Genomic DNA, 13,216 nt, shown 5'->3' with positions numbered 1-13,216 from the left:
GCTAGCATGTCACCAAAAAAGCGACACCGCGCGATGCTGGTTGTATGGAGTAGGAAGACTCTGCCAACTGGCGGGAGTTGTGATGGGCTGTCAAACGGATGGCGTTGACTTGATGTTTCGGCGTTTTTCTATGAGCCGTTTCTTGTCCGCTGTCACCTCCCCCAAGGAACTTGGGGGAGGTCGCGAATAGCCGCTGAGGCGAATGCGAGGGAGGGCGTCTGTCTGCGCAATTCTGTGATTGGGAACGACCATACGCTTGGCGGGGCACGCTATCGACTTTCCAAGTCGAAAACGAACACCACCATCCGCCCAAACACAAGCCATACGCCTTATGCCGTGCTTCGCAACTGTTACCTCCCAGCTGCGCCCGAGGGACGTGACCGAAACTTGCGGAGCGCCGCAGCTCCACAACCCAGGGTGGCGGTCCCACTCGTTGCACTCGCGGGGACCTTGCCCTGGGCTTTGTTGACTAACGCCTTCGGCGTATCTTCCAAATGGAGGCACAAAGCTGGCGAATCGAGGTTGCATGTCAAGATCAACGTTTTGACGGTCCAAGATTGCCCTCGCAATTAACGCAGCCCCATCATTGTCCGGACTTCGCTCCACTGTCGACTGTCTTCGGACGTCAACAGGCCGTGATCGGCAAGCAGTTGATAGGCGAGCATCGCGGAGTCAAGATGCTGACGAGCTTCCGCATTGGCGTCGGAATCTGGCCGGCCTGTCAAAACACGTGCCAATGCAACATGGCTCTGCGCTAGTCGACGCAGCACGTCTGGGGTCGTTTCTTGCCGTAGCAATTCCTGATAGGTGGAGATGGATTGATTGAGCAACTCTGTCGCCTCATCGACCCCGTCGGCATCCGATCCGACCAGCAATCCCAAGTTGGTTTTCGCTGTCGCCAGATTGGTTCGATAGAAATCATCGTAGTCCGAGAGGGACCACGCTCGATTCAGATCCTCGATCGCACGGCGATAGCCGTCGACCGCCGCTTCGGATCTGCCAAGTTGGCCGCACAGTCCGGCACGTCGCATCTGTGCCTCGCCAAGCGATTCCAACCAGTCGACGCGTTCCCCTCGGTTTTCGATCAAAGTTTGCAAATCTGTGATCAACGTCGACCAACACTCATACGCCGCTGTTACTTCTCCACGGTCCTCCCATTGGCGAGCCCGTTGTGTCTGAACGGTTTGGCTGAGCGCATGGTCGCTAGGCTTGCCTCGCAATCTGACCAGTTCACGAGCAAGGCCGACGGCCCCGTCCAGCATCGCTGGCGGAGCTTCGGGCGAATCTTGCCGAGCGATCACGATTTCCAGTCGCACGGCCGCGCTGATCACGCTTGCCACGAATTCGTTTCGCAATTCGGTGATGCGAAAAACGCCGTCACTTTTGGAGTCTGGGATCCATTGCCGCAACCATTTTCGATCCGCCGTCAAAACGTCTTCCTTGGGGATTTCATCGCCGACGAGCCACTGCCCCATTTGAGAATTAATCCGCTCAAGTCGAAAGCGATCCTCCATGCCAGGTTCCGACTCCGGTCGATCAACGATGCTTGTGAGCAACACGTTTGAAATTTTCATACGATCACTCGTGGGGCGTTTGAAACCGGATGCCGCCTTGGCGTACTGCTCAGCGGCCTGATGCTGATCACCAACCAAACGGAACAGATCACCGAGTCTCAAGTGGCATTTCAGCCGTTCGAGCAAAAGATGCTGTTGTGTTTCAGGGTCAACGGTGTCATTGGCCAAGGCGATCGGCGCATCGATGAGTTTTTGGTACTGCATGATGGCTTGCTGGAACAGTTGCTGACGAATTGGCGTCATTGCGGGATGAAACTCCAGCGAGCCGCTCAGGTCGATCAGCCATGTATCGGCGGCATCTCTCGCATCGACGAGACGCAACAACGCTTGGCGATGCGCCGCCTCGGCTTCTCTCCGAGCGATTTGCTCGCTCTTGTGTGCGCGACGAACCACGATGCCGAAAGCAACGGAAACGATCAGCAGCATGCAGACAGCGGCGGCAATCGTAACGGCGATTCCTCGATGATGACGGCTCCATCTGGAAATCTGATCCAGCGTCGTTTCCTGATACACCGAGACTTTGTCCCCGGTCAGGAATCGTCGAACATCGTCCGCCAGATCGCTCGCCGTGGCGTATCGATCCGCAGGGGCGGACGCCATTGCGGTCTCCACGATGCGCAGCAGTGGTCGAGGAGTCCTGGGCTGTGATTTTGCGAGCGGACGACAGCGTGCCGCGATGACTTCGGGCAGGACCGCGGCAATCGGCATTCCGGCATACGGATGTCGACCGGCGATGATTTCATAGAGCATCACGCCGAGAGAATAGATATCGGAGTGGCAGCCCACGGCGCTAATTTCTCCACGAGCTTGCTCGGGTGCCATGTAGGCCGGAGTACCAACCACCGTGCCATCACTTTCAGAAATTCCCGATCCGCGACTGGACGATCCGGTCAATGTCGCATCGTCGATTTCTTCATTGGCCTGACGTGCCAGTCCCCAGTCCACAACGATGGTCTCACCGAAAGCCCCGACCATCACGTTGGTCGGCTTGAGGTCGCGGTGGATCACATCATTTTCGTGTGCATAGGCGACCGCTTGGCAAACGGAGATGAATCGTTCCAGCAAGGGTCCGATCGCATCAACCAATTGCGACTGAGTCTTCAGGTGCGATTGAGAGCCGGGCTCCGGGTGGACGCTGCGGATGTGATGCTTGAGGTTATCGCCCTCCAGCAGTTTCATCACATAGAACACTTCTCCGTCGGCTTCACCCAGTTCATGAACGGGCACAACGCCGGGGTGTTGCAGTTGACTGGTGACCCTCGCTTCGTGCAAAAAACGAGCTTGATCCTCCTCCGACAAAGAGCTTGACGCGACGATCCGCTTGACCGCCACCTCGCGTCCCAATTGCCGATCCATCGCGCGATCCACCACTCCCCAACCGCCACGCCCCAGTTCACCGATACGCTTGTAGCGAGCCGAGATCAAGGCATCGGATGTGGCTTGCGTTTGTGAATCGGGATCGTCTGCTGGGTGCTTGGATGAGCGATGTTTGGACGCAGCGTTTGCAACGAGGCCGAGGTAGGAAGCGTCACAGAGCTCTTGTCGCATCAACGGTTTGGGTGGCGGCATTGGTGCCGGCGAGACGACCTTAGGGATGACTTTGCTGGTGCGTTTGATTTTCCGCCGCCCGCTGCTACCCAGGGAACTGTTCTGTCGAGAGCTTTTCTGTGACGACGTGCTATTGGATGTTGCGTCAGGAACACCCAACGCGCCCTGACAAGACGTCAAGTCCGATTCGTCTTGATTCTCTGCCGAGACGGGCAACGAATCACCGTTTGAGTTCGGATCACTGGTGGGCATGGGGCGGGGCTGCAACAAGCGACGGATGGGGATGAAGTCCAAATGCTTGATCCACTCAGTCGACGAGTTTCGCCCGCTGATTCCGTGATTACGGGTTGTGACGAGTTTGTCGGTGCCAGAGCAGCCGCCGTGCTGAGAGAATCGATCGCACTGGGAGCTTAGCTTGCTGTTAGTCCGGATCATGAAACCCGGGTACCGATCCTACAGACTGAGAGTCGGCAAAGCTCTGCAGGTACCCTCGCAACAATGATGAGTCCGACTCATCAGGTCCAGTTGTTGGCTGGCACCGATTGTTCCGTCGGTATTCATCGGCGAGATTGCCGTTTGACGAAATCGAATGTGACCAATAAGACAAATAGGACCAACGCGACTCATCAGTCCTACAAGTCCCATAAGTCCCATCTGTCGGATTCGACAAATCTCTTAGACCCACAGGTTGGACAAACTTCAGTATCGAGCGACCCGACAATGTTAGAACGACACACTTACAGCGCAGTTCCATGGCCTCCAATCATGAACGCAATCCGCCGAGTCCGATCACTAAGAATTGCCACGCCACTTGGGGCGTTTTCGTCGGGCGTTGGGATGGTGCGTGATGATTTTGAATGTCGCGTCGCGGCCGCTCATCTTTCGGCCCTCCGGTCGCCTGGTCGGTCGGACGACCTTGGCTCGCAGCTTCTTGTCGGTCGCCCAGACTTCGTCGTCGATCTCAAACTCGACAAACTGTGTCTCCAACTCGACGCTCAACGGCCCGGTGTTCCACTGCTGAAGCGCATTGGATTGCCAGACCGTTCGGTGAAAGAAAACGTCGTCTCGAAAATCTTCTGCGTCAATGAAACCGAACTCACCCTTCGGATCGATCTTGCGGATTGACCCCAGTCGCTTGCGTTGGATGCGGAACGGCTTTCGTTCCGGCGGATCATTTTTCGAATCGGGTGAGGGCACTGCGGATCAAACGGCGAGGGGCAATTCGGACGGGAAAGCGTTTCGACGCCAAGTTACCAAGTCCGGTGCAATGCGAAAGGAGCGACCTGTTGAGAATCCTACGTTCGATAGCACGACGATCAGTTGTAAGCCGCCGCGTTGGGTAAATCCGGTATCCCCAGCCAGCTGGCGACCGAAGACGAGGTCGCGCGATGAATCAGACCAGGCCACATGTCGACGTCATTGCTGAACACCGCTTCGCTGGTCGCATCAATGACGTGCCAGAGCCCCGCATGACGCTCCATTTCGAATTGTGCGACCCCCCAGCCAAGGTGCCCCACGATCAGCCGGAATGGACCAGGCTTTTGCTTGACCAAACGCTCCAGCAGCTGACGCTGCGCGGCCACGTAAACACCGTTTCCTGTCTCGGCTTCCGCAAATTCACTGGCTCCATGAACGGCCACGACGGGCCCAGAAAGGGGGCCACCGAAATGAACCGTTCCCACGGCAGCCGCGGCCTCTGCGGCTGTCTGTTTCGCTTGGCTGGCGAGGTGCCCCACCCGGTCGGACGGTGTCGCAGGATCGCCATCTTCGCCGGAATCGGTCGCTAAACCAGCATTGAGATCAGTTTGCGACTCACCCGCTTGATCATGCAGCATCTGTAACAGCGCAGCAGGATGCGGACTCATGGGACGGTTGAGCATCACCGCAAAAATCTGCTTGGGGTCCTGGTGGACGACCAGACTGACCGAGCGCGACAAAACAGGATCGGCGACCAAGGACGAAGCCACCAAGAGCTTGCCCACATAAGTGTGATCAGGCACAAATGGAATCAAATCAGACATCAAAGTTCCTGCTGTGAACGAAATTGCCAGCGTGGCAGCATTGCTCCAACGAACCATACGTGGCAATCCGCGTGCCAATCACTGGTTTTCTGGGCAAAGTTGCCACAGGTGGTTGCCAAGCGAATCGCTTTTGTCGAAACATGGGGCCAACACCGTCTCCCGTTGGGGGAGTTGCCCCGGACTGCTCAAAGTTTGGGGTTGACATTGTTTTTTCGTTCCATGTTTTCGTTCCATGCATCGCAATCAAAGTGAGCCTCAGGCGCTAGCCGTGGGCCGGCACCACAATCCGCCTCAGGCCCACGGCTAGCGCCTGAGGCTCACTGGGGCCACCAGCTGCGCCGGCAGTAGGGACATAAACTTGCGCAAACCCAAAAAGACACAACACCAAACTTTGAGCAGTCCAGAGTTGCCCCCACCAAAACTTACAACCCTCAAGTCAGCACCGCGGGCCCGAGTCCCTCTCGCCGGGTCCATATCTCACAGGCAAATCCCATGAATCTGGAAGAAATGCGTCAGAGTTACTCGATGGCCGGACTGTCAGAGAAAGACATGGCAGACGACCCTTTGGTTCAGTTTCAATCCTGGCTGGTGGAAGCTTTGAACTGCGGAGCCCCCGATTGGCTTGAAGTCAACGCGATGACCCTGGCAACGACGGACGGCCACGGCAGTGTGACGTCTCGGATCGTTTTGCTCAAAGCTCTGGAGGACGACAAGTTCTGGTTCTTTACCAATTATGAGTCGATCAAAGGTCGGCAAATGCAAGCCTGTCCCAAGGTCTCGCTCTGTTTTCACTGGCCACACGTGCAACGCCAAGTCAGAATCGATGGCACTGTTGAAAAAGCCACCCGCGAACGCTCCGAAACCTATTTTCAAAGCCGACCGCGCGATAGCCAACTCGGCGCCGTTGCGAGCAACCAATCCGACATCGTGGCCGATCGCGAGACACTCGAAAGGGCGATGGAAAGTGCCGCCATGCAGTTCGATGGGCAAACGATCCCCTGCCCAGAACACTGGGGAGGCTACGGAGTCACGCCCCACAGCATCGAGTTCTGGCAAGGCCGAGTGGGCAGATTGCATGATCGAATACACTACACCCGCAGCGACCACCAATGGATCATGCAACGCCTAAGTCCGTAAAAAGATGTACGTCAGCCCCGTACGTCAGCCTTTCCAGGCTGACCTACCCCTGAACGAAACCCATCCAGCAATCACGTGCCAGCAACCCAACCCAACCGTCACTCACGCCGCCGCATCGCGATCCTCGCATCGATCGGTGTCCACGTGGTCTTGGCAATCGGGTTGCTGTGCTGGTACGTCCCGTCTCGCTCCGAAAACTCCGCATCAGCAGCAACACAGTCGGCTGCCAGCGACACGAGCAGGCCCGCACCACGACCAGCACCGCCTCCAGTGTTGGAACCTTCTCCGGTCGAGCAGCCCATCGACCCGACGCAGATCCAAGATTCTCTGAACGACAAGATCGAGTCCGTCGCCAAGCTGCCCGACGAGCGAAAGCTTTCTCAACTGGACGCCAATCTCAAACGTCTCGAAGCGATCGCGTCGGACGAATCGGTTTCCGAGGTCACCTCAACCATCGCCCAATCACTCGGATTGGACACTCAGATGTACGTTGAAAAGGAAGCCAACGCTGGCGGTAGTTTCGACCCGGAAACCGCGCAGTTGGACGATGTCACACGAGAGAAAAACGAGCGGGGTGATTGGATGTACGAATCCGTGCTGGTGGACGCCGAAGGGCGCAAGATGACGGTTCCGATGACGGCATCCGAAGGGCAAACGCTGTACGAAACATTCGAAACGATGAAGCGTTTTCCGATGGCACGCGGCATCTACCGCAGCGTCGTGATGCCCATGATTCAAAAAATGCTGCAGACACCGGACGAAATCTCAACGTCGGACGGAGAATAGGTGAGCAGGCTTGCGGGCTGTGGTTCTGGAAGATTGGCAGGTTGCAAACCTGCCCCACGTTGCCGTTCACTGTCCGCAAAGCGTAATCCGACGGGCGAACCCGCATTTTTTCTTTCTCAGGGAACCCCTGCGTATGATTCGTGTCTGACGTCATGTGCGGATGGAGGATGCGTGCTCCAAATCGCCAAAGATTGAACACGGAGATTGTTAGAGAGTGCAAGAATTATCGAGTGGATGGATGTTTGCCGGATCGGCAGCCGCGTTGACTTTGATCGCGGCCGGCTGGGGACACATCAAGAACATTGTTCAACAAGTCGCTGGACGCGTTGTCGTCAAGATCACGGTCAGTGGCTATCAAGCCGACGCGATGATGCTGTATCTGAAGCATCACTACACGGCGTCAAAATTCGGACCCCGTGCCTACGTGGGCTGGAAACTTTTTGTGCGTCCCAGCCAACGTGTCCAGTTGGTGTCCATGGAAGTTCCACCGCCATCGGGCAGACTTTATTGGCGAGGTTGGATTCCGATCTGGGTGGCCAAGAGCAAAGAGGCGCTCGGTGATCTGGAGGAAGGCTTGCAGGCCGCCGACTACGACTATCAAACCATCAGCGTCACCTACGCTCGCGGTTTGATCGATCCCGATCAGTTGATTGTGGACGCGACGGAGTTTTTTAATCGCCAAGTACGACAGTACGAATCGACCGGTGGACGGCGACACTCGATCCGCTTCGTCCACGGAACGGCTGGCAACTCCATGATGGTGCAAGCCAAGGGACGTTCCAACTCGCCGACGAGCAGCTCCGATATTCGTGCTTGCCTGAGCCACCGACCGCTCGGCTGGGATTTTGCTGACCTGGGTCCAGATCCTGAGGAAACCGTCAGCGCCCTGTCGCGACTTGCCCTGGATGACGCCACCGAGGAACTGGTCCAGGAAGCCTATCGCTGGCGGGAGACCGAAGCGTGGCACCGAAATCGTGGGCTGCCCTGGCGACGTGGCTATTTGCTGCACGGACCACCCGGTACGGGCAAGACTGCACTGGCCCGTGCGATCGCGGAAGACCTAGATCTGCCAATCTTTGTCTATGACTTGGCCACGCTGAAGAACGATGAGTTGCTCAAAGCGTGGAATCAAATGCTGGCCGAAGTGCCTTGCATGGCGTTGATCGAAGACATCGACGCGGTTTTCGAAGGACGCGAGAATGTGGCAGTCAAGCAAGGCCCCGCGCTGACGTTTGATTGTTTGCTTAATTGCCTCGATGGTGTCCAGCGTGCGGACGGTCTGATGGTCATGATCAGCACCAACCACTTGGACAAGATCGATCCCGCGATCGGACAACCCGGCGCCATCGGATCACGTCCCGGCCGTATCGACCGCGTCGTTTCCATGGGACCGCTGTCCTCGGTCGGACGCCACAAATTGGCATCGCGAATCTTGGACCAATGGCCCGAGTGGATCGATGACATGTGCGCCGCAGGCTCCGACGACACCCCGGCACAGTTCCAAGAACGCTGCGGCCGACTGGCGTTGAAACTGCACTACGGCGAAGCCAATCGGGAACCTGCAACGGTTCCCTGACTCACGGCTGAGCAACGGCTGCGCGTAGTGGATTTCGCCAGAAATCCCACCGAAAATGACTCGTGACAAAATACCAGCACGAAGCGCAAACGAGTGGATTTCATCCTATTACTGGCGTAGTGGACGAGGTTACGAGTCCTGGAGCACGGGACTCGTGACTTCGTCCACTACGAAATCCGTCACTTTTTGATTGTGCGTTGCTCACGCGATCAATTCATCGATCGGTTTGCCGCCGAACTGGCTCAGTTGCTTGAATCGGCCCGCGTGATAGTACGTGAGTTTGTTGTCATCCAAACCCAATAGCTTCAACAGCGTGATGTGAAAATCACGGACATGACGCTGGTTCTCCACCGCGGTGGCTCCTATTTCGTCCGTCGCACCAATTGTGTGCCCAGCCTTGCATCCGCCGCCGGCCAGCCAAATGCTCATCGCATCGGGGTTGTGGTCTCGCCCGTACGCTTTGCCGCCACCACGAATTCCGTTGTCCGGCGTACGTCCAAACTCCCCCATCCAAACGATCAATGTCTCGTCCAACAGTCCGCGCTGACGCAAGTCCGCGATCAATGCGGCGATCGGACGGTCGACACTGGGGATCAGCGCCCCGTGCGCTTTCTCAATGTAGTCGTGGGAGTCCCACGTGCTCGCGTAGACCTGCACAAACCGCACGCCTTTTTCGACTAACTTGCGGGCCAACAAACACCGACGTGCAAAGTTGTCCGTCGGTTTCACACCGACACCGTAGGCATCCAACGTGGCTTGGGACTCATCCTCGATGCTGAGCGTCTCGGGAACTTCCATTTGCATTCGGAAAGCGAGTTCATAGTTGGCCATCCGGGCGGCCAAGTCCTCGTGTTCGGGATGACGCTCCGCGTGCAGTTGATTCATCCGTTGCAAGTAGTCCAAGTTCATCCGTTGGTGCTGTCGTGTGACGCCCTCAGGCGGCGCGATGTCCAGGATCGGCGAGCCCTTGCTCCGAAGCGGGGTGCCCTGCAAAGCGGTTGGCAGAAAACCGTTGGACCAGTTCGCTGCGCCGCCTTGTGGATACGCCAGTTCGGGCAGCACGATGAAACCAGGCAGATCCTTGTTCTCCGAACCCAAGCCGTAGCTCACCCAAGCTCCGATCGACGGATCGCCGCCGAAGCGATTGCCCGTGTTGACGTGATAGTTCGCCGTCGGATGGTTGACCGATTCGACTTGGCAGCCACGATAAAAACAAAGCTCGTCGGCAACCTTGGGCAGATGCTCCCAACGATCACACATGTCCGCGCCACTCTCGCCGGCTTTGCGAAATCCGAAGGGACTCTGAACGTAGTAACGTTTGCCACTACTCATCGCCGACTGCTCGTTGCCGCTTCGCTGAAACTCCTGCAAATGCAACTCGCTCAACTTCGGCTTGGGGTCAAACGTGTCGATGTGAGACGGACCACCCTCCATGTACAAAAAAATGCAGTGCTTGGCCTTTGCGTTTGGGAAATGCGGTCCAGGCGTCTGTGTCCCCTGTGAATTCTGTGTCTCTGCAGCCAACGCCCGAGAGCCCATCGACTCGGCCAGCATCGCTGAGAAGGCAACGCTGCCGATCGACGAAGTCAAGCCGTAGAGAAACGAGCGTCTTGTTGGGTTCAACATGCTTTTCTCTCAATAAACGTAAACGAATTCGTTGCTGTTGAGCAGCGCCAAGCAGACGTCCGCCAAACCGCGTGTCTTGGCGTCGACCTGATGAGGTTGCAGATCGGGCTTGTAGTCACGGTAGGCGAACAGCGTTTCCTTGAACTCAAACGGCTTGCCTGTGTTTTCATCGATCGCCTCACGCACGACTTCTGTTGGATAACGCATCGGCTGAGGCGTGATACCTGATTGCACATCGGTCATCGCCCTCCAGTGATCCAACGACGCCTTGCGTTCGGTCTCCGACGGCGCGCGACCCAAAATGCGTTGAAACACCGACGCGATGGCTTCCTCGTCCGTATCTGTTTCCTCCATCACCGCGTGGGCGGTCGCGAGCGCTCGGTCACTGGTCTCCTGGCCGTTGAGCAGCGTGAACACTTGCGGCGTGATGTTGGACTGATCACGCAGTTCGCACGACTTCTCGCTTCCGGGTTGATTGAATGTCTCAAAAAAAGGCAGGCGATGTCCGCGAAGTCGATGGATGTAGATCGAACGTCGGTTTCGGTCCGCCGGTTCAGGGCTGGGCACGTAACTCGGGGCAAAGGTTCCCATGATCATTCGTGGCTGCAACGCGGCCTCCAGATTCATGTCCGGACGAACGGGGATCCCGCCGAGCGTCGGATTGAGTTCACCGGAAACCATCAACATGGCGTCACGGATTTCCTCCGCCGTCAAACGTCGCGGCAAAAAGACTGCGTACGACTCGTTGTTTGGATCCTTTTCCCCGAGCATTCGCATGTCAGGATGCTGCGTCGAACGTTTGTATGCGTCGGAGTTCAGGATCAATCGATGTAGCTTCTTGAGCGACCACCCTTCACTGACGAAGGATGATGCCAAGTGGTCCAGCAACTCCGGATGAGTCGGCTTCTTGCCGGTCGCGCCAAAGTTGTTCGGGTTGCCCGCGATGCCGCGACCAAAGTGGCTGGCCCAGACGCGATTGACGATCACCCGAGATGTCAACGAATGATCGGGATCGATCAGCCAACGTGCAAACGCCAAACGCCGCCCCGTTGGCTGAGTCGGCAGCTTGTACTTCTTCGCTTGCGGAACCGCCGATAGCACGCCGGGGCTGACCGGTTGATCAGGAGCGAAGGGATCGCCGCCGGCCAGAATCGCGGTTTGTTCCAACTCGCCACGGCCCATCGGGTCCGGTGGCATCTTGAAGCGAGAGGTTTGCGTGGTCGCCGGCGGCGTTTTGCCGTTGTACACGCTCAACGCAAAGGGCTCGTAGCGATCAAACTCCCAAGAAAACCTCGCTTGCCACTTGCGTCCGATACGCTCGATTCCAAACTGTTCCGGAGTATTGAGGGGACCGGGCGGCAACTGATCTTCGTCCAATCCGGCTTTCTTGGCCTCACGTATCGATCGGTAGGGCAAGTCTCGCTCGGAAAACCATCTTGCCTCGGCTTGCGCGATCTCATTCTCAATCCCTTTCAGTAATTCAGCGTTCGCCTGATGGCGCTGTTCGTGATACTGTCGATCACGATCCATCCCAGTCAGGTTTTCGCTGGGCAACCAGGGAGTCTCCACTTCGACAAACTGCGTCGTCCCGAAAACGGCTTGAATGGAGTAGTAGTCTCGAGTGGGAATCGGATCGAACTTGTGATCATGACATCGACAACACTGCAGCGGTTGCGCCAGAAAGACTTGACCGACCGAATCGGTTACGTCGTCCAAGAACTGTTGCCGAGTGATCTTTGCCACACTCATCCCGGTATGTTCCCACGGTCCCATCCGCAGGAAACCGGTCCCGATCAAGCGATCCACGTTGACAGGATCGGTCAGTGGTTTCTTGGAGGCTGCGGCCAACTCGTCGCCCGCGATCTGCTCGATGGTGAATTGATCGAACGGTTTGTCGTCATTGAAAGAACGAATGACGTAGTCGCGATAACGCCACGCGTTGGGGCGTTCCCAGTCGTTGGCAAACCCTGAGCTGTCGGCGTAGCGAGCCACGTCCAGCCAGTGCCGCGCCCACTGCTCCCCGTAGTGCGGGCTCTCCAATAATCGATCCACCAACGCGGCAAAGGCCGTGGCGTCATCACGCTGGTCAGAAAGATAGACGCTCATCTGAGTCGACGATGGCGGCAAACCGGTCAGGTCATAACAAACACGTCGAATCAGGGTCTGTCTGTCCGCCAAGGGTGCCGGCGAAATACCGAGTTGCCCAAGTCGTCGATTGACGATTTGGTCGATAGGATTGCCTCTCTCTGCGGTGACCCACTCGTCAAAATCACGACGAATGGGTTGAAACGCCCACAAGTCCTCTGGATCGTACTTGCGATTGGTCCACTGATCGCTGAGTCCTCCACTGGTCTGGACGGTCATGCCCTCAGCGAATGCATCGTAAATTTCAGTGACCCGTTGATCATCCGGCCAAGGTGCATCGGCGGCAATCCAGTCACGAATCGCCCACACCTGTTCTTGCGTCAGCTTGTCGGATTCCTTGGGCGGCATCTCAAAGCCGTCTTCGCTGCGATCCACCATCGCCAAGATCACGCTCTCGTCGATGCTGCCCGGTACGATCACGGTATCACCGTAGGCGTCACCGCCCTCCAACATCGCTGAGCGGTGGCTAAGATCAAAGCCGCCCTGCAGCTCGTCGGCGTCGGGACTGTGACAACCAAAACACTTGTCCTGAAAGATCGGCAGGACCTGCAACGCAAAAAGTTTCTCACCGACTGAGACCACCGATTCAGCCGACGCATCGTCTGTTTGCGCGAGTGACACACTCGGGCTACATAAGCCGACCACCACCAGCACACAGAGGCAGAACAGGACACGCAAACCGAACATCCAGCCATGGCGGTGCCGTTGCAGAGACGCACTCCGCTTGCGTCCCCCACCGCTGTATGCAAAAGCCGGTGTGACTTTCGCAGGCACGTTCCATTGGCTCGAACTGTCCGACATGC

Annotated in this window: 8 protein-coding genes; 3 read left to right on the top strand and 5 right to left on the bottom strand. The window is 57.1% G+C overall.

The window, feature by feature from the left end; all coding sequences use genetic code 11:
• Positions 1-569: 569 nt before the first annotated feature.
• The 3 genes from Pla52nx_RS31115 to Pla52nx_RS31105 all read right to left on the bottom strand — a co-directional run bounded on the left by Pla52nx_RS31115 (position 570) and on the right by Pla52nx_RS31105 (position 5,143).
• A complete protein-coding gene (locus Pla52nx_RS31115; protein ID WP_146519354.1) occupies positions 570-3,557 on the bottom strand; it encodes a serine/threonine-protein kinase in 2,988 nt (995 codons plus the stop codon).
• A gap of 357 nt (positions 3,558-3,914) precedes the next feature.
• Positions 3,915-4,319, bottom strand: a complete 405-nt coding sequence (locus tag Pla52nx_RS31110; protein ID WP_146519355.1) for a cold-shock protein — start codon at positions 4,317-4,319, stop codon at positions 3,915-3,917.
• 119 nt (positions 4,320-4,438) lie between these two features.
• The gene (locus Pla52nx_RS31105) at positions 4,439-5,143 is read right to left on the bottom strand and encodes a YqgE/AlgH family protein (RefSeq protein WP_197454446.1); all 705 of its coding nucleotides are present in this window, start codon (positions 5,141-5,143) and stop codon (positions 4,439-4,441) included.
• Positions 5,144-5,635: 492 nt separating this feature from the next.
• On the opposite strand from Pla52nx_RS31105, the gene pdxH reads away from it, so the two are divergent.
• From pdxH to Pla52nx_RS31090, 3 genes are all read left to right on the top strand, one after another.
• Positions 5,636-6,280: a pyridoxamine 5'-phosphate oxidase gene (pdxH, locus tag Pla52nx_RS31100; RefSeq protein WP_146519357.1), complete on the top strand. Its 645-nt coding sequence runs from the start codon at positions 5,636-5,638 to the stop codon at positions 6,278-6,280.
• 75 nt (positions 6,281-6,355) lie between these two features.
• Positions 6,356-7,066 (top strand): hypothetical protein, encoded by a 711-nt coding sequence (locus Pla52nx_RS31095; RefSeq protein WP_146519358.1) that lies wholly within the window; start codon positions 6,356-6,358, stop codon positions 7,064-7,066.
• Positions 7,067-7,280: 214 nt separating this feature from the next.
• The gene (locus Pla52nx_RS31090; protein WP_146519359.1) at positions 7,281-8,642 is read left to right on the top strand and encodes an AAA family ATPase; all 1,362 of its coding nucleotides are present in this window, start codon (positions 7,281-7,283) and stop codon (positions 8,640-8,642) included.
• Between the two features lie 201 nt (positions 8,643-8,843).
• On the opposite strand, the gene Pla52nx_RS31085 is transcribed toward Pla52nx_RS31090, so the two are convergent.
• Together Pla52nx_RS31085 and Pla52nx_RS31080 are read right to left on the bottom strand one after the other, a co-directional pair.
• Positions 8,844-10,268: a DUF1501 domain-containing protein gene (locus Pla52nx_RS31085; protein WP_146519360.1), complete on the bottom strand. Its 1,425-nt coding sequence runs from the start codon at positions 10,266-10,268 to the stop codon at positions 8,844-8,846.
• Between the two features lie 9 nt (positions 10,269-10,277).
• A complete protein-coding gene (locus Pla52nx_RS31080; RefSeq protein WP_231741866.1) occupies positions 10,278-13,214 on the bottom strand; it encodes a PSD1 and planctomycete cytochrome C domain-containing protein in 2,937 nt (978 codons plus the stop codon).
• Between the last annotated feature and the right edge of the window lie 2 nt (positions 13,215-13,216).

Source organism: Stieleria varia, from assembly GCF_038443385.1.
Taxonomy (GTDB): domain Bacteria; phylum Planctomycetota; class Planctomycetia; order Pirellulales; family Pirellulaceae; genus Stieleria; species Stieleria varia.
Note: the sequence above shows the minus strand (reverse complement) of the source record. Positions and strands in the feature narration are given on the sequence as shown.

Excerpts from the sequence above, each read along its gene's own strand:
- Pla52nx_RS31115 (WP_146519354.1), bottom strand. The coding sequence starts at position 3,557 with ATGATCCGGACTAACAGCAAGCTAAGCTCCCAGTGCGATCGATTCTCT.
- Pla52nx_RS31105 (WP_197454446.1), bottom strand. The coding sequence starts at position 5,143 with ATGTCTGATTTGATTCCATTTGTGCCTGATCACACTTATGTGGGCAAG.
- pdxH (WP_146519357.1), top strand. The coding sequence starts at position 5,636 with ATGAATCTGGAAGAAATGCGTCAGAGTTACTCGATGGCCGGACTGTCA.
- Pla52nx_RS31085 (WP_146519360.1), bottom strand. The coding sequence starts at position 10,268 with ATGTTGAACCCAACAAGACGCTCGTTTCTCTACGGCTTGACTTCGTCG.
- Pla52nx_RS31080 (WP_231741866.1), bottom strand. The coding sequence starts at position 13,214 with ATGTCGGACAGTTCGAGCCAATGGAACGTGCCTGCGAAAGTCACACCG.